The sequence below is a fragment of the Streptomyces sp. E11-3 genome (assembly GCF_046540415.1).
Taxonomy (GTDB): domain Bacteria; phylum Actinomycetota; class Actinomycetes; order Streptomycetales; family Streptomycetaceae; genus Streptomyces.
In genome coordinates, this window is the sequence record NZ_JAZGRL010000001.1 from 2,903,708 (window position 1) to 2,924,127 (window position 20,420).

General features: G+C 71.6%; 16 protein-coding genes and 2 pseudogenes. 8 read left to right on the plus strand and 10 right to left on the minus strand.

The annotated features are described in order from the left end of the window. Positions 1-168 precede the first annotated feature (168 nt). The 4 genes from U9R90_RS13080 (at position 169) to U9R90_RS13095 (ending at position 3,895) form a co-directional block, all read left to right on the plus strand. Entirely contained in the window at positions 169-924 is a 756-nt protein-coding gene (locus tag U9R90_RS13080; protein WP_411056616.1) for an FHA domain-containing protein, read from the plus strand. Next, positions 921-2,300: a protein kinase domain-containing protein gene (locus tag U9R90_RS13085; RefSeq protein WP_411056617.1), complete on the plus strand. Its 1,380-nt coding sequence runs from the start codon at positions 921-923 to the stop codon at positions 2,298-2,300. Before U9R90_RS13080 ends, U9R90_RS13085 begins: the two co-directional genes overlap by 4 nt. Before the next feature lie 113 nt (positions 2,301-2,413). Beyond that, positions 2,414-3,340 carry a peptidoglycan DD-metalloendopeptidase family protein gene (locus tag U9R90_RS13090; RefSeq protein WP_411056618.1) on the plus strand — a complete coding sequence of 309 codons (927 nt, stop codon included), beginning with the start codon at positions 2,414-2,416 and terminating at the stop codon, positions 3,338-3,340. A 156-nt stretch (positions 3,341-3,496) separates the two neighbouring features. Continuing rightward, on the plus strand, positions 3,497-3,895 hold the full coding sequence (locus U9R90_RS13095) for a peptidase inhibitor family I36 protein (RefSeq protein ID WP_411056619.1): 399 nt from the start codon (positions 3,497-3,499) through the stop codon (positions 3,893-3,895). A gap of 115 nt (positions 3,896-4,010) precedes the next feature. Here the strand turns inward: U9R90_RS13095 and purH are convergent, their stop codons facing one another. Together purH and purN are read right to left on the minus strand one after the other, a co-directional pair. Next, complete coding sequence (purH, locus tag U9R90_RS13100; protein ID WP_411056620.1) at positions 4,011-5,609, minus strand: bifunctional phosphoribosylaminoimidazolecarboxamide formyltransferase/IMP cyclohydrolase; 1,599 nt, start codon at positions 5,607-5,609, stop codon at positions 4,011-4,013. Further along, entirely contained in the window at positions 5,606-6,241 is a 636-nt protein-coding gene (purN, locus tag U9R90_RS13105) for a phosphoribosylglycinamide formyltransferase (protein WP_411056621.1), read from the minus strand. The genes purH and purN overlap by 4 nt, the downstream gene beginning before the upstream one ends. A gap of 661 nt (positions 6,242-6,902) precedes the next feature. Between purN and U9R90_RS13110 the strand changes: the two are divergent. Continuing rightward, positions 6,903-7,643: pseudogene (locus tag U9R90_RS13110) on the plus strand (hypothetical protein); the annotation flags it as partial. Between the two features lie 130 nt (positions 7,644-7,773). Here the strand turns inward: U9R90_RS13110 and sucD are convergent. From sucD to U9R90_RS13145, 7 genes and pseudogenes are all read right to left on the minus strand, one after another. Next, positions 7,774-8,658, minus strand: a complete 885-nt coding sequence (gene sucD, locus U9R90_RS13115; RefSeq protein WP_411056622.1) for a succinate--CoA ligase subunit alpha — start codon at positions 8,656-8,658, stop codon at positions 7,774-7,776. A 21-nt stretch (positions 8,659-8,679) separates the two neighbouring features. After that, complete coding sequence (sucC, locus tag U9R90_RS13120; RefSeq protein ID WP_411056623.1) at positions 8,680-9,861, minus strand: ADP-forming succinate--CoA ligase subunit beta; 1,182 nt, start codon at positions 9,859-9,861, stop codon at positions 8,680-8,682. A 361-nt stretch (positions 9,862-10,222) separates the two neighbouring features. Further along, positions 10,223-11,191 (minus strand): hypothetical protein, encoded by a 969-nt coding sequence (locus tag U9R90_RS13125; protein ID WP_411056624.1) that lies wholly within the window; start codon positions 11,189-11,191, stop codon positions 10,223-10,225. A gap of 92 nt (positions 11,192-11,283) precedes the next feature. Beyond that, on the minus strand, positions 11,284-12,309 hold the full coding sequence (locus U9R90_RS13130) for a hypothetical protein (protein WP_411056625.1): 1,026 nt from the start codon (positions 12,307-12,309) through the stop codon (positions 11,284-11,286). Between the two features lie 162 nt (positions 12,310-12,471). Next, a complete protein-coding gene (locus U9R90_RS13135) occupies positions 12,472-13,593 on the minus strand; it encodes a vWA domain-containing protein (protein WP_411057729.1) in 1,122 nt (373 codons plus the stop codon). A 108-nt stretch (positions 13,594-13,701) separates the two neighbouring features. Beyond that, a pseudogene (locus U9R90_RS13140) lies at positions 13,702-14,046 on the minus strand (DUF5682 family protein); the annotation flags it as partial. Further along, positions 14,043-15,152: an ATP-binding protein gene (locus U9R90_RS13145; RefSeq protein ID WP_411056626.1), complete on the minus strand. Its 1,110-nt coding sequence runs from the start codon at positions 15,150-15,152 to the stop codon at positions 14,043-14,045. The gene U9R90_RS13145 and the pseudogene U9R90_RS13140, both read right to left, overlap by 4 nt. A 157-nt stretch (positions 15,153-15,309) precedes the next feature. Between U9R90_RS13145 and U9R90_RS13150 the strand changes: the two genes are divergently transcribed. Together U9R90_RS13150 and U9R90_RS13155 are read left to right on the plus strand one after the other, a co-directional pair. Further along, on the plus strand, positions 15,310-16,668 hold the full coding sequence (locus U9R90_RS13150) for an SWIM zinc finger family protein (RefSeq protein ID WP_411056627.1): 1,359 nt from the start codon (positions 15,310-15,312) through the stop codon (positions 16,666-16,668). Positions 16,669-16,864: 196 nt separating this feature from the next. After that, on the plus strand, positions 16,865-18,544 hold the full coding sequence (locus U9R90_RS13155; protein ID WP_411056628.1) for a DUF5691 domain-containing protein: 1,680 nt from the start codon (positions 16,865-16,867) through the stop codon (positions 18,542-18,544). 103 nt (positions 18,545-18,647) lie between these two features. Here U9R90_RS13155 and U9R90_RS13160 read toward each other — a convergent pair whose 3' ends face one another. Next, the gene (locus tag U9R90_RS13160; RefSeq protein ID WP_411056629.1) at positions 18,648-19,064 is read right to left on the minus strand and encodes a cobalamin B12-binding domain-containing protein; all 417 of its coding nucleotides are present in this window, start codon (positions 19,062-19,064) and stop codon (positions 18,648-18,650) included. 375 nt (positions 19,065-19,439) lie between these two features. Between U9R90_RS13160 and U9R90_RS13165 the strand changes: the two genes are divergently transcribed. Beyond that, the gene (locus U9R90_RS13165; RefSeq protein WP_411056630.1) at positions 19,440-20,291 is read left to right on the plus strand and encodes an esterase/lipase family protein; all 852 of its coding nucleotides are present in this window, start codon (positions 19,440-19,442) and stop codon (positions 20,289-20,291) included. The last annotated feature ends 129 nt before the right edge of the window (positions 20,292-20,420 follow it).

Consider the following 20,420-nt stretch of genomic DNA (forward strand, 5'->3'; position numbering starts at 1 on the left):
GGGGGGGGGGGGGGGCCGCCCCCCCCCCCGCCCCCGACTGCTTTCGGCCCCCACCACCACTCGCGTATCCAAACGCGCGCAAACCGGCCAGACACGGGCACGGGAAGGCTCGCGGCACCGTTTCGGATCCCTCTACCCTGACGACCGCTATCGGTAAGGGGGACGAACTTGTACAGCATCATCGTGGTACCGCCCGACTGCACCGGACCCGAGCGGCAGACCCGCCTCGCGCCCGGTGAGAAACTCCCGTTCGGCAGGAGCGCGGGGGCGCCCGGCCGTCACCTCACCCTCGCCCACGAGGGGGTGTCCAGAGCCGCCGGCGAGATCGCCGCGCAGGACTCCTTCTGGCTGCTCAGCAATCTGAGCCGTACGCAGACGTACGTGGTGGAGAACCCGGAGGGTGCGGGCGAGCACATCAAGGTGGCGCCCGGCCGCCTGGACGCGCCAGTGCCCTTCGAGTTCTCGCGCGTGGTGCTGCCCGCGGCGGGCGAACTGCTCGGCTTCGATATCTGGGCGCCGCGCCACGACCACCTCGACGCCCGCCCCACGGACCCGGAGCTGCCGACCGGCGACCTGACCATCCCGGCCTTCGCCCTGGACCGCACCAAGCGCTACTTCGCGGTGCTCGCCGCCCTGTGCGAGTCGCGGCTGCGCGGTGCGCCACACGCCCCGCTGCCCACCGTCGACCAGGTGGTGGAGCGACTGCGCCCCGGCTGGCCGGCGGCGAACCGCGCCGCCGTGCAGTGGAACATCGACTACCTCGCGGTCAAGCTCCGGCTCAAGCAGACCCCGGACGCGCTGGATCCCGGCCCCCGCCTCAACGGCAAGAAGGAGTCCCTGGTCTCGCTCGCGCTCCGCTTCGACCTCGTACGCGAGGACGATCTCGTACTACTGACCGCCGACGCCAGGGAGGCAGTGCGATGAACGTACGACCCTCGGGGCAGCCGTACGCGATCAGCGTTGCGAAGGGGTACCGGGTCGGCGGCTGGGAGGTGCGTGAGGCGCTCGCTTCAGGTGCGTTCGGGAGCGTGTACGCGGCCCGCCGAGTGTCAGGGACCGACCTCCCCAAAACGGCCGCCCTGAAGTTCCTGCCGACCGGCACCCACACCCCCCGCCAGCTCCGCCACCTGCGCGAACTCGCCGAACGCGAAGTGGACTTGCTGCGCCGCCTGCGCTCCCCACGCCTGATCCGCATGTACGAGACGCTGACGGTCGACGACCCGGAGCACCCCGAACTCGACGGCGCCACCGTCCTCGTACTCGAACAGGCCAAGGAGTGTCTCTCGACGCTACTGTCCCGCTCCCCCACACCGGAGACCGGGCCCGCGTTGCTCGCCCAGGTCTGCGAGGGACTGCACCAACTGCACCACGCGGGCTGGGTACACGGCGACCTCAAACCCGGCAACGTCCTGATCATGCCCGACGGAACCGCGCGCCTAGCCGACTTCAACCTCGCCGCCGAACTGGAAGGCACCCACGCCTACTCACCCGCCTTCTCCACACCCGACTACACCCCACCCGAACTCCTCTGGTCCGAGATCGGCGAACGCGGCCAGCAGATCCGCCCCACCGCCGACATCTGGGCCTTCGGCGTACTCGCCCATGTGGTCCTGTCAGGCTCCCTGCCGCTGCCCGGCGGCACCGCACCCACCCGCAGGGACGCGGCGGTGCGCTACGCCCGGGGTGACGAGGAGCTGCGCTTGTCGCCCGAACTCCCGGAACCCTGGCGGCAGATCATCACGGACTGCCTCGCCCGTACCCACGCCGAGCGCGCCGCGCACATCGCCGACGCAGCCGCACTCCTGCGCCGCGTTGAGCGGGCGGCGGGCGCCACCGCGGCTCCGGCACTCCCCCGGCTACGCCCTGCCCATCTGCTCCGGCGGCGGCCCTGGGCCACCGCCGGAGCAGCGGCGGCCGCGCTCGCGGCGCTCGGCTTCGGGGTGAGCGGCACGTTCACGGACCCCGGCTCACGGGCTGGGGCCTCCGGCTACGACCGCTGCGGCCGTGGCGAGGTCTGCTTCTTTACCGAGGAGGACGGCCAGGGCCAGATCTGCGCCTTTGACGGCGACGACAACGACTGGGCCAAGGGGGACTACCTATGCGGCTGGGTCAACGAGCGCCAAGTCAGGTCGGTGTTCAACAACGGCTACGACACCGACGAGGGTGAGGAGCTTGTCGACGTCCTCTACTACGCGAAGAAGCGCCTGCAGGAAGATCTCGGCTGCATCAGGGTCGGCCGGCGGGTGAACTTCGCCGACCCGCTCACGGTCCAGTCGCACAGCTGGACCGAAGACTGCTGACCGGGCACTCGGCCCTCTGAGTTACGAGTACGCGGCAACGGCCACCCGGCGCGATGGTGGGCACACACCACACCTCCGCCGGGCCCACCGCCCGGCCCTGCGAAAGGGACGTGATGCTGCGGTACCTCAAGAAGGCAGGCCGTCCAGGCCACCGCCTGCGCACGGCGATGCTCGCCTGCGCGGCGACCCTGGCACTCGGCGCGACGACGGTGTCCGCCGCCTCCGCCGCGCCCGGTGACGCCTCGGGCACCGAGGCGTCACAGCCTGCGGGCAAGCCCGCGTTCCAAATGCCGTTCGCGTGCGGGACCGAGTGGGAGGTCTCCGCCTACGACGCCGGCCACAACCCCGCTCTGGACATCGTGGTGAAGGACAACGCCGGGTCCGACGGTCTGCCCGTGCAGTCGTCCGCCACCGGCACGGTCGTCGCGACGTACGAGGACTCCGGCTCGGGCAACACCATCCAGATCAAGCACGCGGGCGGCTGGTTCACCGCGTACTACCACCTCAAGGACGCCCCCGACGCGTACGTCAAGAAGGGCGACCAGGTGACGCCCTCGACCCAGATCGGGCGGATCGGCACGAGCGGGAGCAACAGCGAGTGGTCCCACCTCCACTACGAGCAGCGCTACCTGCCAGGCGGCGGCGACTTCACGTACGAGAAGCATCGCCAGCCGGTCCACTTCGATGGCGTCCTCCACACGGGCGTGGACTACAACGGCATCCCCGTGACCAGTAACAACTGCTCCGACTCCAGCGCCTGGAAGGACTGCCCGCCCGGCTCGGTCTGTTTCTACTCGGGCGCCGACGGCACCGGCAGCGTATGCCGGACCGACCGCGACGATCCCAGCAGCCAGTGCGGCCTGCGCAGGTCGTTCTTCAACAACGGCACGGTCCAGGAGGGTTACGACCACGTCCAGGTCACCTTCAAGGAAGGCGGGAGCGCCTGTCTGCATCGCGGCTGGGCCGAGGGCCGCGGCAACTTCGCCTCCGGCGGCCGGACCATCGACTCCGTCCGCTGGCGCGGTGAGTGCCCGTCCTGAACTGTGGCCCCACCTGCGTGTCCCGCCACCCTCGGATGTACGAGGTGCCCCGTCTCCCGCCCGGCGGGCAAGCTGTGATCACAGCGCCTCAGGGACGGCGCCGTAGCGGGGGGACAGTACGCCCGGCCCGCATCACCCACTCAGGAGGAACTACTGATGAAGCGGAATATCCTGCGTCGCGCCGTTGTGGGCATGAGCGCGGTCGGTCTGTCGGTGGCGGGCCTGGCGATCGCGCCCACGGCCTCAGCGGCGTCGAGCGACTGCCCGAAGTCGTATGTCTGTGTCTGGGACAACGCATCGTTCAGCGGGAAGCCGAAGTGGAAGTCGCAGGGAAACCTGTACAACCTGAAGTCGTCCACCGGCATGTCCATCTTCAACAACGGCACGAAGTACACCGGCGCTGATCACATCGGGTGGGGGGCCACCTACTCCTCCGGCACCAAGGTGTCGGGCTGCCTGCACTACCCGGAGAACGGCAGCACCTCCGGCACCAAGTACACGCTCAAGGGCTCTCCCCTGACCCTCAACTACGCCAAGTGGCGCGGCGAGTGCTGATCTGCCGCAGCCTCCGCTCGCGGTAGCGGGACCCCGGCCGTGAGGTGACGGCCGCGGCAACGGGCCGGTGACGCGTCACGCGTCACCGGCCCGTTGCGTCGCGTTGCCGTACGGCTCAGTGGAAGAAGTGCCGCGTCCCCGTGAAGTACATCGTCACGCCCGCCTTCTTCGCCGCCTCCACGACCAGCTCGTCACGGACCGAACCACCCGGCTGCACCACGGCCTTGACCCCGGCCGCGGTCAGGATCTCCAGCCCGTCCGGGAACGGGAAGAAGGCGTCCGACGCCGCGTACGCGCCACGGGCGCGCTCCTCGCCCGCGCGCTCGACGGCGAGCTTCGCGGAGTCGACGCGGTTGACCTGGCCCATCCCCACGCCCACCGACGCGGCGTCCTTGGCCAGCAGGATCGCGTTGGACTTCACCGCGCGGCAGGCCTTCCAGGCGAAGGCCAGCTCGCGCAGTTCGTCGGCGTTCAGCGCCTCACCCGTGGCGAGGGTCCAGTTCGCCGGGTCGTCGCCCTCGGCCTGCAGCCGGTCGGTGATCTGGAGCAGCGCGCCGCCGTCGATCGCCTTGACCTCGACCGGGTCGGACGGGGCGTCGGGGCAGCGCAGCACCCGGATGTTCTTCTTACGGGCCAGGATCTCGACCGCGCCGTCCTCGTACGCCGGGGCCACGATGACCTCGGTGAAGATCTCGGCGACCTGCTCGGCGAGCGCGACGGAGACCGGGCGGTTGACGGCGATCACTCCGCCGAACGCGGACAGCGGGTCACAGGCGTGCGCCTTGCGGTGCGCTTCGGCGACGTCGGAACCGATCGCGATGCCGCACGGGTTGGCGTGCTTGATGATCGCGACGCAGGGCTCGTCGTGGTCGTACGCGGCACGGCGCGCGGCGTCCGTGTCCGTGTAGTTGTTGTACGACATCTCCTTGCCGTGCAGCTGCTCGGCCTCGGCCAGACCACCGGTGGCGCTGGAGTAGAGGGCGGCGGGCTGGTGCGGGTTCTCGCCGTAGCGCAGCACGTTGGAGCGCTCGTACGTGGCGCCGAGGAAGTCCGGGAAGCCCGTCTCGTCGGCGGCCGCGTAGTCACCGGCGAACCAGGAGGCCACCGCCACGTCGTACGCGGCCGTGTGCTGGAACGCCTCGGCGGCGAGCCGCTTGCGGGTGGTGAGGTCGAACCCGCCGCCCTGGGCCGCGGTCAACACGTCCGCGTACCGCTCGGGGCTGGTGACCACGGCCACGGACGGGTGATTCTTGGCGGCGGCGCGGACCATCGAGGGGCCACCGATGTCGATCTGCTCGACGCACTCGTCGGGGGACGCGCCGGAGGCGACGGTCTCCTTGAAGGGGTAGAGGTTCACGACCACCAGGTCGAAGGGCTCGACGCCCAGTTCGGCGAGCTGCTCGCGGTGCGCGTCCAGGCGCAGGTCGGCGAGGATGCCCGCGTGCACGCGGGGGTGCAGGGTCTTGACCCGGCCGTCCAGGCACTCGGGGAAGCCGGTGAGCTCCTCGACCTTGGTGACCGGGACGCCGGTGGCGGCGATCTTCGCGGCGGTGGACCCGGTGGAGACGAGCTGGACGCCCGCCTCGTGCAGGCCGCGGGCCAGCTCTTCGAGCCCCGTCTTGTCGTAGACACTGACCAGGGCGCGGCGGATGGGCCGCTTGCTGGCCTCGGTGGGCTGCGTACCCTCGGCGGACTTCGTACCTTCGGCGGTCACGGGATGGAAACCTTTCGTCCCTCAATGCGGTAGCCGTGCCGGGCCAGACGCCCCACGACCTCGACGAGCAGTCGTCGCTCGACTTCCTTGATGCGCTCATGGAGCGCGGCACCGTCGTCCTCGTGGTCCTCGCTGCGGACCTCGACCACGCCCTGCGCGATGATCGGGCCGGTGTCGACGCCGTCGTCGACGAAGTGGACGGTGCAACCGGTGACCTTCACGCCGTACGCGAGTGCGTCGCGTACGCCGTGGGCTCCCGGGAAACTGGGCAACAGGGCAGGGTGCGTGTTGACGACACGCCCGCCGAACCGGGCGAGGAAGTGCTTCCCCAAGATCTTCATGAAGCCGGCCGAGACGACCAGGTCCGGCGCGTACGCGGCCGTGGCCTCGGTCAGCGCCAGGTCCCAGGCCTCGCGGTTCTCGTGGTCCTTCACCTTGCAGACGAAGGTGGGCACCCCGGCGCGCTCCGCACGCTCAAGACCGGCGATGTGGTCACGGTCCGCCCCGACGGCCACGATCTCGGCGCCGTAGACCGAGCCCTCGTTGGCAATGGCGTCGAGCAGGGCCTGCAGGTTCGTACCGGAACCGGAGACCAGCACGACGAGACGGGTCGGGGGGGAGGGGGAGGCCACGGCGGGGCCCTTTCATGAACTCGATCGTTTGTATGGTCGTACGAATGCTTCGCGCTCCCCGGTACGGGGAACTCTACGAACCGGCCGACCGTCAGCAACGATACCGGCACACCAGCCAGCCCCCACGGGACGGGGGCGGGGCCGGGAGGTAGCGTCTGGGGAGCAAGCGCTACGGAGCCTCAACTAGGGGAAGACGCACACCTGATGCCGGACCGACAGCCCTCACCCTTGCCCTCCACCCCGCAGGGCGAGCCCACGCCTGGCTCATCTCAGGGGTCCCAGGACCCGCAGGGACAGGGTCAGGGGCACGGACAGGGCCAGGACGAGGGCCAGGGACCGCAGGGTTCGCCGGGCTCATCGGGCTCACCGGGCTCACCGGGCTCGCGAGGTGAGGACAACCCCTTCGCGCCGCCGCCCGAGGGCAGCCCCGACCAGCCCTGGCGGGACCGGCACCCGGCAGGCGGGGGCGCCGGCGAGGGCTCGGGGGAGCAGCCTCGGGGGCGCGGGCGCTGGAGCAGCCGCCAGCCCGGCCGTTCCCCTGGCGGCTTCGGTCAGCGGCCCGGTGCGCAGGGCGGCGGCGGCCAGGACGGGCCCGGTGGCTCCGGCATGCGCTGNTCCGTTCCCGTTTTCGCATTTATCGTGAAACGCTTTCGCGTTTTTCGTACGCCAGACCTACCTGCTCACCGGGCGGCGCGCGCTGGCGAAGGAGTCCGTGGAGCGGGCCTTCCACCAGGCCTGGGAGCGCTGGCCCGAGGTCGCGGTCGACCGGGACCCGGTGGGCTGGGTGCGGGCCGCCGCGTACGAGTACGCGCTGTCGCCCTGGCACCGGCTGCGCCGCGGCTACCGGCACCCGGAGGCACCGCCCGCCGGGCGCGACGACCGCGAGCTGCTCGGCGCGCTGCTGAGCCTCCCGCCCTCGTACCGGCGCACGCTCGTCCTCTACGACGGTGTGGGGCTCGACCTGCCGGAGACCGCGGCCGAGACTGAGGCGAGCACTCCGGCCGCCGCGAACCGGCTGCTGCACGCCCGTGAGGCCGTCGCCGAGCGGCTGCCCGAGCTCTCGGCCCCCGCGGAACTGCACCGGCGTCTCACCGAGCTGGCCGCCACCGAGAAGCTCGCCGCCCCGCCCGCGCGCCGGGTCCGTGCCGCGAGCGAGTACCGGTCCCGGTTCTGGACCCGCGCGGCGATCGCCTTCACCACACTGATCATCGGGGCCTCCGTACTGACCCTGGCGACCGCGCCGCGCCAGTACGAGCCGCCGCGGGCGCCGGGCGAGTCGATCAGTGGCGTACCGCCGCGGATGGGGCCAGGACCGCTGTCCGAGCGGGCGAGCGAGCTGCGCGAGAAGCTGGAGGCGGAGCCGATGAACGGCCCGGAACGACTGGTTCCGCAGGCGCGCTGAGTACCCACGTACAGACCGACGTACCGACTACGCACGTGCACACGTACCCGCGAACGCGTTTGGGCCCGTACCCCCTCGCCGGGGGTACGGGCCCAAAACGTGCCTAACGCGCTATACGCGTCTCACGCGCTCAGGCGGTGAGCGCCTCGCGCGCCAGCTTGGCGGTCTCGGTCGGGGTCTTGCCGACCTTCACGCCCGCGGCCTCAAGGGCCTCCTTCTTCGCCTGGGCGGTGCCGGAGGAGCCGGAGACGATGGCGCCGGCGTGGCCCATGGTCTTGCCCTCGGGCGCGGTGAAGCCCGCGACGTAGCCGACGACCGGCTTGGTGACGTTCTTCGCGATGAAGTCCGCCGCACGCTCCTCGGCGTCGCCGCCGATCTCGCCGATCATCACGATCAGGTCGGTGTCGGGGTCGGCCTCGAACGCCTCCAGGGCGTCGATGTGCGTCGTACCGATGACCGGGTCGCCACCGATGCCGACGGCCGAGGAGAAGCCGATGTCACGCAGCTCGTACATCATCTGGTACGTCAGCGTGCCGGACTTCGAGACCAGGCCGATGCGGCCCGGCTTCGTGATGTCGCCCGGGATGATGCCGGCGTTGGACTGACCGGGGGTGATCAGGCCGGGGCAGTTCGGGCCGATGATCCGGGTCTTGTTGCCCTTCTCGACGGCGTACGCGTAGAACGCGGCCGAGTCGTGGACCGCGATGCCCTCGGTGATCACGACGGCCAGCGGGATCTCGGCGTCGATCGCCTCGACGACGGCGGCCTTCGAGAAGGCCGGCGGCACGAAGAGCACGGACACGTCGGCGCCGGTCTTCTCCATCGCCTCGGCGACGGACCCGAAGACGGGTACCTCGGTGCCGTCGAAGTCGACGGACGTACCGGCCTTGCGCGGGTTCACGCCGCCGACGATGTTGGTGCCGTCACCGAGCATGAGCTTGGTGTGCTTCATGCCCGTGGCACCGGTCATGCCCTGGACGATGACCTTGCTGTCCTTGGTGAGGAAGATAGCCATGGTGGTCTGAGTCCCTCTTCCTTACTTCGCAGCTGCGGCGAGCTCGGCGGCCTTGTCGGCCGCGCCGTCCATGGTGTCCACGCGCTGCACCAGCGGGTGGTTCGCGTCCGAGAGGATCTTGCGACCCAGCTCGGCGTTGTTGCCGTCCAGGCGCACGACCAGCGGCTTGGTGACCGCTTCGCCCTTGGACTTCAGGAGCTCCAGGGCCTGGACGATGCCGTTGGCGACCTCGTCACAGGCGGTGATGCCACCGAAGACGTTGACGAAGACGGACTTGACGTCCGGGTCGCCGAGGATGATCTCCAGGCCGTTCGCCATGACCTCGGCGGAGGCGCCGCCACCGATGTCGAGGAAGTTGGCGGGCTTGACGTTGCTGTGCTTCTCACCGGCGTACGCGACGACGTCGAGGGTGCTCATCACGAGACCCGCGCCGTTGCCGATGATGCCGACCTCGCCGTCGAGCTTGACGTAGTTGAGGTTCTTGGCCTTGGCGGCAGCCTCGAGCGGGTTGGCTGCGGCCTTGTCCTCAAGCGCCTCGTGCTCCGGCTGGCGGAAGTCGGCGTTCTCGTCGAGCGAGACCTTGCCGTCGAGGGCGATGACGCGGCCGTCGGCGACCTTGGCCAGCGGGTTGACCTCGACGAGGAGCGCGTCCTCTTCGATGAAGGTCTTCCACAGGGTCACGAGAATCTCGGCGACCTGCTCGGCCACCTCGGCCGGGAACTTCGCCTGGGCGACGATCTCGCGGGCCTTCTCGATGGAGACGCCCTCGTTGGCGTTCACCGGGACCTTCGCGAGGGCGTCGGGGTTCTCCTCCGCGACGACCTCGATCTCCACGCCGCCCTGGACGGACGCCATGGCGAGGAACGTGCGGTTCGTGCGGTCGAGGAGGTACGAGACGTAGTACTCCTCGGCGATCTCCGGAGCCGTCTCGGCCATCATCACCTTGTGGACCGTGTGGCCCTTGATGTCCATGCCGAGGATGTCCGTCGCGCGGGCGACGGCCTCGTCCGGCGTGGCGGCCAGCTTCACGCCGCCCGCCTTGCCGCGGCCACCGACCTTGACCTGGGCCTTGACGACGGACTTGCCGCCAAGACGCTCGGTCGCCGCGCGCGCCGCCTCAGGCGTGTCGATGACTTCACCGGCCAGCACCGGTACACCGTGCTTGGCGAAGAGGTCCCTCGCCTGGTACTCGAACAGGTCCACGCGCGTCCATCCCTTTTCAGTGGTCTCGCGAGCGGTGTGCATCGCCTGCATCGCCGCTCTTGCGATTCGTTGTCTGCGTGGGCGTGCCGCGAAGGGCAACGTGACTGCGCTGTCACAGGGAAGGCGCTCACGGTGACCGTGGACGCGGCATGTCCGTCTCGCAGATTATCGCCGCAGGCCCTGGGGCCCTAAATCGCAGATCACACTGCGGCGGTGATTACGGTCACAGATCGTGGGCCGGACGGCGGATCGGAGCGCTTCCGGGTCCCCTCCGGGCGTATCCGAGTGGTGCCGTCCGGCCCACGATCAGGTGGCTTGGCAGCCGGGCGTCTGGGTGCTCAGTAGCTGGACGCCCGGGTGCTCAGTGGCTGGGCACGTAGCTCGGGGTGAGGGAGGAGACCGCGCCCTGGGCGCCGGTCGCGACGTTCTCGACGAGCGGCTCGGCGTCGGCGGTGACGGTGCCCACGACGTTCTCGGCCAGCGGCTCGACGCCGCCCGTCACGTTCTCGGCCAGGTTGGTGGTGCTGCCGCCGACACCGTCGGCGAGCGGCTTGACCGGCTCCACCACGGTCTCGGCGAAGTTCCGCACGTCACCGGTGACGGCGCCGGCGAAGGGCTTCACCTCGCCGGTCGTGTCCTGGGCGAAGGGCACGACGTCGCCCGTCACCTCGCCCGTCGCGTCGTCGGCGAGCACGGTGGCGTCGCCCGCGGCCTGGTCGACGATCGGGAGTACGGCGGAGACCGCGTCGACGGCCAGCGGCGGCAGGATGGTGGCGGTGGGGTCGCCCGCCACCTGCCCGACGATCGGGGTCACCGCGTCGACCGCGTCACCGGCGAACGGCGGCAGGACGGCGCTGGAGGTCTCGTCGGCGATCGGGCCGGATGCCTGCACGACGCCGTTGACGTGACGGTCGACGTGGTTGCCGACCTGGTTGCCGACGTGGCCCGGCGCCTCGTTTACGAGCTGCGGGGCGAAGTCCGTGAGGGGGCCGAAGAGGTAGTCGACCTCGGCCTCGGGCGCCGCCACCTCGGGGGCGGAGACCTCGGGCGCGCCCGGGATGCCCGGAGCCTCGTAGGTCGGTGCGTACTCCTCGGCGGCCTGGCCGACCGCGTCGGCCTCGGCGAAGGCGGCCACGTCGGCCGCGTCGGCGGACTGCAGGTCGGGCGAGCTGACCGGCGCGGAGGCCGGGAGCTTGCCGAGGTCCGTGGCGTTCGCGGCTCCGGCGCCCAGCGCCATCATGCCGGTGGCGCCGACGCCTATCACGAGGGAGCGGCGGAAGTTGCCGCTGCTGGTGTTCGGCTTGGCGTGCTTGCTGCTGTGCTTGCTCATGCGTGCGTCAGATCCTTCGAATTCGGGGTGCTCCGGTGGGCAGACCTGTCCCGCCCCCGCGCGGCAGGTCTCAAGGCGGGGGAAGGCCTGCCCTATCCGGGGAATTCGAGGATTTCGCGCTGTCGGTCGCGGACCGGCGCGTACGTCTCCTGGGCACCGGGACCCGAGACGAGCTGGTGTGACGTGCCGCCGAAGAGCGCGGCGGCGAGCGGGTCACCGTAACGCTTGGTGCCGCTGTCCGCGACCGCGTGGGCGGCTACGCCGAATGGCTGGGGCAGCGGCGAGCGCCAGGGTGCGCCGCCTACACCGAGGTGCGCGGCGCTGACTGCGGTACGGCCCTCGTGCGCCGTCGTGGTGCCGTCGATGCGCCGCTCCAGCGGGCTGTACGTGGGCGTCGGCGTCGGCCCCGCCTTCCGCGGGGAGGCGGCGTCCTTGGCGTTGGGGTCCTTGCCGGGGCCCTTGCCGGGGTCCTTCTTGGGAGCCTTCGCCACGGCTTCCGCGCCTTGCTGCTCGGCGTCCTGCGCGGACGCCGGGTGCGGGGCACCGCGCTCAGGGGCCACCGCGTCACCCTGCGACGCACTGGCGCTCTTCACGCGGTGCACAGCTTCCCCGGCCACCGCCCCGACCGAACGGACCACCGGGCGCAGCGTCTCGCGGACGGGCTGCAGGGTGTCGCGAACGGGCTGCAGCGTCTCGCGGACGGGCTCCGTACCCGCCCGGCCGACCGCCCTGACGGCTGCCACGGGATCGCTGACGCTGTCGACGACCGGGGCAGGGTCGGCGAGCCGACCGGTGTCGGCCATGTCGGCCATGTCGGCCATGTCGGCAGGCGAGCTGGCCGCGCTGGCGGTGACCGCCTGCGCGGCCTCGCGTATCGGCTCCACCGCTTCCGCGACCGCGGCCATGCCCTCCTCGGCCGCGGGCTGAGGCTCGGCCTCAAGGAGCCGGGACTCGCCCGGAACCTCGCGGGCGGTCTCGGCCGCATGTGCCTGCGCCGAACCGATGAGGCCGAGCGCCAGCAGGCCGCCGAGGAACAGCACCACCTGAAGCGCACGCCGCCCGGCCACCGAGCGCACAAGGCGCCGGGCGGCAGGACGAAGCGTGGCTACGGCAGTCAAGGCGAGGTGCCCTCCGGTGAAGCGAATGAAGATGAAGCGGATGCAGCGGACGAAGCGATCGGGCGCGGTCGGCCCAGTGGCGGCCGCCGCGGCGGAATATGGCGCTCCGTGAGCGGCGCGCCGATCCTTGCATGGAACTCCTGGCTTCGCGCAAGTCCCCTGCTACTGATGAGTCGCCATGTCCGGTATGGGCAGTGGCCGTTTCTCGATCGCCGCCGCCATCACCTCGGGGAAGAGGTCGGGGGTGCAGGCGAACGCCGGTGCGCCGAGCCCGCCGAGCGCCGCCGCGTGCTCCCGGTCGTAGGCGGGCGCGCCCTCGTCCGACAGCGCGAGCAGCGTCACGAACTGCACGCCCGAGGCCTTCATGGCCGCGACGCGCTTCAGCATCTCGTTGCGTATACCGCCTTCGTAGAGGTCGGAGATCAGGACGACGACGGTGTCCGCGGGACGGGTGATCTGCGACTGGCAGTACGCGAGCGCCCGGTTGATGTCCGTGCCGCCGCCGAGCTGGGTGCCGAAGAGGACGTCCACCGGGTCGTCGAGCTGGTCGGTGAGGTCCACGACGGCGGTGTCGAAGACGACCAGGCGGGTCTGGATGGAGCGCATGGAGGCGAGTACGGCGCCGAAGACGGAGGCGTACACGACGGACGCGGCCATCGAGCCCGACTGGTCGATGCAGAGGACCACTTCCTTCTTCACCGACTGGGACGCCCGGCCGTAGCCGACGAGCCGCTCGGGCACGACCGTGCCGTACTCGGGCAGGTAGTTCTTGAGGTTGGCCGCGATGGTGCGGTTCCAGTCGATGTCGCGGTGGCGCGGCCGGTTGATCCGCGCCGAGCGGTCCAGGGCCCCGGTGAGGGTGGCGCGGGTGCGGGTGGCGAGGCGCTTCTCAAGGTCGTCGACGACCTTGCGGACGACGGCGCGCGCGGTCTCCTTGGTCGTCTCCGGCATGGCCTTGTTGAGCGACAGCAGGGTGCCGACGAGATGAACGTCCGCCTCGACCGCTTCGAGCATCTCCGGCTCCAGGAGGAGGGCGGAGAGCCCGAGCCGGTCGATCGCGTCGCGCTGCATGACCTGCACCACGGACGAGGGGAAGTACGTCCGGATGTCGCCGAGCCAGCGGGCGACGGACGGCGCCGACGCGCCCAGGCCAGCGCCCCTCCCCCGCCCCTTGTCCCGCTGCTCCCCCTGGCCGTAGAGCGCGCTGAGCGCCCCGTCCATGGCCGCGTCCTGGCCCGCGAGCGCGCAGCCGGTGCCGTCGGCGGAGTGCCCGCCGAGCACCAGCCGCCACCGCCTGNGCCGCTCCCCCTCCTTCTTCCCCTCGTCCCCCTCCGTCTCCTCTTCTCCTACTTCCGGCGTCTCCTCTTCTCCCTCTCCCTCTCCCCGTTCCGGTTTCTGGGCCAGGGTGTGGGCCGCCGGGAGGTCGATGAAGCGGACCGGTACTCCGTGGTCCAGGGCCCAGCGGATCGCCACCCACTCGGGGGAGAACCCGGCGAACGGCCAGAACGCGGAGCGCCCCGGGTCGTCCGTGACATGGGCGAGGAGCGCGACCGGTGGGCTCATCCCCTCGTCGGCGGCCAGCTCCACCAGTGCGTCGGCCTCGGGCGGGCCCTCGATCAGTACGGCTGCGGGCCGCTGCGCGGCGAGCGCGGCCCGCACCGCCCGTGCGGAGCCGGGCCCGTGGTGCCGTACGCCGAGCACCCAGGGCCCGCCCCCTGCCGTCTCTGCCACGCTCACGCCGTCACCTCCCGGCAGGCGCGGTAGAAGTCCTTCCAACCGTCGCGCTCGCGGACGACCGCCTCCAGGTACTCCTGCCAGATCACCCGGTCCGCCGCCGGGTCGCGGACGACAGACCCGAGGATTCCGGCGGCCACGTCGCCGGGGCGCAGTACGCCGTCGCCGAAGTGCGTGGCCAGGGCGAGCCCGCCCGTGACGACCGAGATCGCCTCGGCGGTGGACAGGGTGCCGCTGGGCGACTTCAGCTTCGTACGCCCGTCGGCGGTGACGCCGTCGCGCAGCTCGCGGAAGACGGTGACGACGCGGCGGATCTCGTCGATGCCGTCAGGGCCCGCGGGCAGTTCAAGCGAGCGGCCGATCTGGTCGACGCGCCGCGAGACGATGTCGACCTCGGCCTCGACGCTCACCGGCAGCGGCAGGACGACGGTGTTGAAGCGACGGCGCAGGGCGCTGGACAGGTCGTTGACCCCGCGGTCGCGGTCGTTCGCCGTGGCGATGAGATTGAACCCGCGGACGGCCTGCGCCTCCTCGCCCAGCTCCGGGATGGGCAGGGTCTTCTCGGACAGGATCGTGATCAGGGTGTCCTGTACGTCGGCAGGGATGCGGGTGAGCTCCTCGACCCGCGCCGTCATGCCCTCGGTCATGGCCCGCATGACCGGGCTCGGCACCAGCGCGTCCCGGCTGGGTCCGTGCGCGAGCAGCTGCGCGTAGTTCCAGCCGTAGCGGATGGCTTCTTCCGGGGTACCGGCCGTGCCCTGCACAAGCAGCGTGGAGTCGCCGCTGATCGCCGCGGCCAGATGCTCCGACACCCAGGTCTTGGCGGTGCCGGGTACCCCGAGCAGGAGCAGGGCGCGGTCGGTGGCGAGTGTGGTGACGGCGACCTCGACGAGGCGGCGCGGGCCCACGTACTTGGGTGTGATCACCGTTCCGTCCGGGAGCGTGCCCCCGAGCAGATAGGTCGCCACCGCCCACGGTGAGAGGCGCCAGCGGGCGGGCCGCGGACGGTCGTCGGCCGCGGCGAGTGCCGTGAGTTCGTGCGCGAACGCGTCCTCGGCGTGTGGCCGCAGGGCAGCGTCGTTCGCGGTGGAGTCGACAGACACGGACATGGGTCCCCCTCCAGATTTCCGGCAGTTCTCCGGCAGCTCTCCGGCTGTGTGACCAACCGTGCACCACGCCACTGACAATCGACCGTCGTAGCAGGTCAGCGCGGTGGAGAAGCGATAGCCGAGGCGATTGTCAGTGGCGGGATCTACCGTCGGAGACATGACTCAGCAGGGGGTTCGCTGGACGGCGGAGCAGGTGCTGGCAATGGCTCCTGACGCGTCGTCACGCAAGGCGGGAAGCAAACTCGGCGTGGCCGGGCCGTGGTCCGAGACGGGAAGCTCGGGAGAGGGGGCGGTGTGGGGACTGTGCAAGGGCAGCGGCAGCAAGCCGTATCAGACCGTCGTGGACACCACGGGCCCGGCGTACAAGTGCAGTTGCCCCAGCCGGAAGTTCCCGTGCAAGCACGCGCTGGGGCTGCTGTTGCTGTGGGCCGGCGCCGACGGCACGGTGCCGGACTCCTCGGCGCCCGAGTGGGCCGAGCAGTGGCTGGCCGGGCGTCGTACGCGGGCGGAGAAGCCGAGCGGCGCCGGTGCGGGTGCGGGTGCGGCCAAGTCCGCTGATCCGGAGGCGGCCCGGCGCAGGGCGGAGCGCCGGGCCGAGCGGATCACCGCGGGTGCGTCGGAGCTGGAGCAGCGCCTGGCCGACCTGCTCCGCGGCGGCCTCGCCACGGCGGAGCGTGCGGGGTACGGGATGTGGGAGGAGACGGCCCGGCGCATGGTCGACGCGCAGGCGCCCGGACTGGCCTCGCGGGTGCAGGAGTTGGGCGCCATACCCGCGTCGGGGCCCGGTTGGCCGGTGCGGCTGCTTGAGGAGTGCGCGCTGCTGCATCTCCTTGACCAGGCGTGGCTGCGTCGGGAGCGGCTGCCCGAGCCGCTGGCCGCGACGGTCCGCTCGCGCATCGGGCTGCCCGCGTCGCCCGAGGGGCCTCCGCTGCGCGACCGGTGGCTGGTCCTCGCGCAGTACGACACGGCCGACGCCAAGCTCACGGCGCGCCGCATATGGCTGCATGGCACCGAGTCCGGGCGTACGGCGCTGCTGCTGTCCTTCGGGGCGGCCGGGCGGGCGCCCGAGCTCGCGCTGCCGGTCGGCCTGGCGCTCGACGCCGAGCTGTCCGCACACCCGGGGGCCGGACAGCTGCGGGCGGGGCTCGGCGAGCGATTCTCCGCACCGGAACCGACCTCCGCGCGGCCACCGGGGATGGACACCGAGGAAGCCGCGGCCGCCTACGGCACCGCGCTGCGGGACGACCCCTGGCTGGAGTCCTGGCCGGTCACGCTGCACCGCGTGATACCGACCCCGACCGGCGAAGCCTGGCAACTGGCCGATGCGGAAGGCAAGTCGGCGCTGCCCCTGTCCCCCACGGCCCTGTCACGCCCGGGCCTGTGGAAACTCGCCGCGCTCTCGGGCGGCGCCCCGGTGACGGTCTTCGGCGAGTGCGGCCACCGAGGCTTCACACCTCTCACCGCCTGGCCGGACCCCGCAACCGACCCCTCGGGCGAGGCGGTCCCGCTGTGCTGACCCACGTCGGCCCCCGCCTCCGCCTCCGCCACTCCCCTCCGCACGCGCGCGGAAGGGGCCACCTCTCGGCGCGGCACGGCGCCCGCGCACCGCAGGCCGCGCGGCACGGCGCCCGCGCACCACAGGCCGCGCGATACCTGGCGACGACCAGCCCCGGCTCGCTCTCCAGCTCGTTCCATCCGTATGGGAGGACCCGATGAGCGCCACCAGCACGAACACCGAAACCGGCACCCTCACCCACACCCACACCCACACCCGCACCCGCACCCGCACCGGCACCGGCACGGGCCCCGCTTCCGACTGGGAAGAGCTCGTCACCTCAGCGCTGCTCGGGACCGAGCGGCGTACGCCCCCGGTCACCGCCCCCGGCAAGGACGCACCGGGCGCGCTGCTCGACGCGGCGGCCGTGCACACCGTGCGGCGCAGGGCGGGGCTGTGCGCCGCGCCCGCCGCCGCGCCGCCCGAGCCCGCCGCGGCCGACCCGCGGCCCGCGCTGCCGAGAGCCGCCAGGCAGCGGCTCTCGATGCTGCTGACCGGCCGCCCCGGCGCCGGGGGCGGCTCAGGTGGGCGGCGCGGTGCGGCGCCCGATCTGACGGAGCTGCTGCCGCAGTGGCTGGTCCTGGCCAACAAACACGGCTTCGCCGCGCCCCCGGAGCTGCTGCCCGCGCTCCTCGACGCGGCCCGAGGGCGCACGGATCTGCGGCCGCAGGCGCTGACCTTCGCGGGTCCGCGCGCGCTGTGGCTGGCGCGGCTCAACCCCGACTGGCGGTTCGCCCTGCGCGCCGCACCCGGCGGGGCCGCGCTGCCCGCCCCCGAGGAGACCGCGGAGGTCCGACGCCTGTGGGAGGAGGGCCTGTTCGCGGAGCGGGTGGCGCTGCTCAGCACCGTACGGGCGTATGACGCGGACGCCGCGCGCGAGCTGCTCGCCACCACCTGGACCACGGAGCGGGCCGAGGACCGGCTGATGTTCCTCGACTCGCTGCGCACCGGCCTCGGGGATGCCGACGAGCCGTTCCTTGAGCAGGCGCTCACCGACCGCAGCCGCAATGTCCGGGCCACCGCGGCCGAGCTGCTCTCCGCGCTGCCCGGCTCGGCGCTGGCCGCGCGGATGGCGGCACGTGCCGCGTCCTGTGTGGCGCTGGACCGTTCCGACGGCACCCTCACCGTGGAGGCGCCGCACGAGTGCGACGCGGCGATGGAGCGGGACGGCGTCACGCCGAACCCGCCGGCGGGGCGGGGCCGCCGCGCCTGGTGGCTCGGCCAGGTGGTGGAGGCCACCCCGCTCGCCTCCTGGTCAGCGTGCCTGGGCGGCCGTACGCCGGAGCAGATCGTGGCGCTACCCGTCGCCGACGACTGGCAGAACGAGCTGCACGGCGCATGGTGCCGGGCCGCCGTGCGCCAGCGCGACGCGCACTGGTCCCGTGCCCTGCTCGGCACCCCGGCGGCACCCGGCGCGAGCGGTCCTGGCGCGGTCTCGCTCGCCGAGCGCGCCAAGCTGCTGGCCGCGCTGCCGGCGGCGGAGCGGGCCGAGTGGGTCGCCGGGTTCATCTCGGCGCACGGGCTGTCCGAGGCGTTCCAGCTGCTCGGTGGGTGCGCGGTGCCGTGGTCGCAGCCGCTCGGCCACGCCGTGGTCGACGCGCTCAACATCGCGCGGGACGCCGGGAGTTACCCCTGGAGCTTCAGCGGGGTGATGGGCCTGGCGGAGCGCTGCCTCGACCCGGGCGAGGCCGACCGCCTAGAGGCCCTCACGGCGATACCGGACGAGCCGGAGGATGGGGCGCCGGGTGCGGTGGGGTACTGGTCGGAGGCGTTCCAGCGGCTGGTGAGCACGTTGCGGCTGCGCGCGGCGATGCGGAGGGAGCTGGCCGAGCAGTAGACCCCCCGCCGCCAGACGGACTGATTTCAGCCCGTCCGGCGATTGAGGACAAACATGTGAGGACAGACATTGAGGACGAACGAGGTCTGGGGCGGAGCCCCGGTTACGCCTCGGCCGGGTGGCGGACGTTCGCGCGGACCCAGTCCACGATCGACGCCGTCGTCGCGCCCGGCGTGAAGATCTCCGAGACGCCCTGTGCCTTGAGCGGCGCGATGTCCGCCTCCGGGATGATCCCGCCGCCGAAGACCTTGATGTCCTCCGCGTCGCGCTCCCGCAGCAGCTCTATGACCTTCGCGAACAGTGTGTTGTGCGCACCCGAGAGGATGGAGAGGCCGATCGCGTCGGCGTCCTCCTGGATGGCGGTGTCCACGATCTGCTCGGGCGTCTGGTGCAGGCCGGTGTAGATGACCTCCATACCCGCATCGCGCAGCGCCCGCGCGATCACCTTGGCCCCGCGATCGTGCCCGTCGAGACCTGGCTTGGCGACCACCACGCGGATCGGGCCGGTTGCCACACCCATCACTGCCTCCATGTACCGACGTTTACCGAGATTTATCGGGATGTACCGAGATGTCCCACTGGGTGTCCCCACCGGGCGCCCTGACCGGATGCGATCCCGGAAGACGTGAACGAACGTTATCCCCAGCATCCCCCACCCGGCAGTTTCGCGGTGAAGAGCGAGGGGGAAATCACACGAAGGGACACGTTCGCTAAGCGCTGCTACCGCACCACCCGGCCCACGGCCACAGCCGGAAGCACGCGCCAAGGGGAGCCGCGACGAGATCGCCTCCGCCTCCGTGCCGTCAGCCGCACGGCACGGAGGTGGCGGTGCGGCACCCCGTGAGGGCACACGGGGGACAGAGCCGTCCTTCGCGTGCCATTCGGGAGGTCGGCCATGAGGGCCCTGCCCTTTCTGCTTCCACCCTGGCTCCGCCACGCCGGCCAGGTACATCCCACCCAGCGCCTGAGAATCTCCGCCGCGCTGTTCAAGGCGACCGCGCTGGAGCTGGCCATCCTCGCCGGGCACCTGCTCCTCTACCCCTCGGGCATCACCCAGGAACGCCGCCCCGACCCCAGGCCACCAGGGACACCGCAGCTCCCGACCGCCGACAACGCCAGGCCGGTGGTCCTGCTGCACGGCTTCATCGACAACCGCTCGGTCTTCGTCCTGCTGCGCCGCTCCCTGGCCCAGCACGGCAGGCACCACGTCGAGTCACTCAACTACTCGGTGCTCACCTGCGACATCCGTACCGCGGCCGAGCTGCTCGCCCGCCATATAGAAGAGATCTGCGAGCGCACCGGCCACCGCGAGGTGGACGTCGTCGGGCACAGCCTGGGCGGCCTGATCGCCCGCTACTACGTACAGCGCCGCGGCGGCGACCGCCGCGTCCGCACCCTGGTCACCCTCGGTACCCCGCACGGCGGCACCATCGTGGCCCCCCTGATGAGCGCGCACCCGATCGTCCGCCAGATGCGCCCCGACTCCGACGTGATCGCCGAGCTCAGGAAGCCCGCCCCCGACTGCCGCACCAGGTTCGTCAGCTTCTGGAGCGACCTCGACCAGGTGATGGCCCCGCTGGAGACGGCGCGCGTCGACCACCCGGATTTGCTCGCCCACAACGTGCCCGTGACCGGCATCGGACACCTGGCCCTGCCGGTCCACCCCGCGGTCGCGGCAGGTATCCGACAGGCGATCGACTCCGACGAGCTGGCGTCCCACGCCTCCGGCTCGGCTTCCGTAGCCTGATCCGCCCCCTCGACAACCCCTTGAAAGTCGAACGACAGTCGAACAGAAAGCCAAGGCTGTCCCTATGAACCGCCGAAAGGCGGCCGATTGCCCGATTCCTGAAATCGCGAAACCTGCCGAAGATTGTCG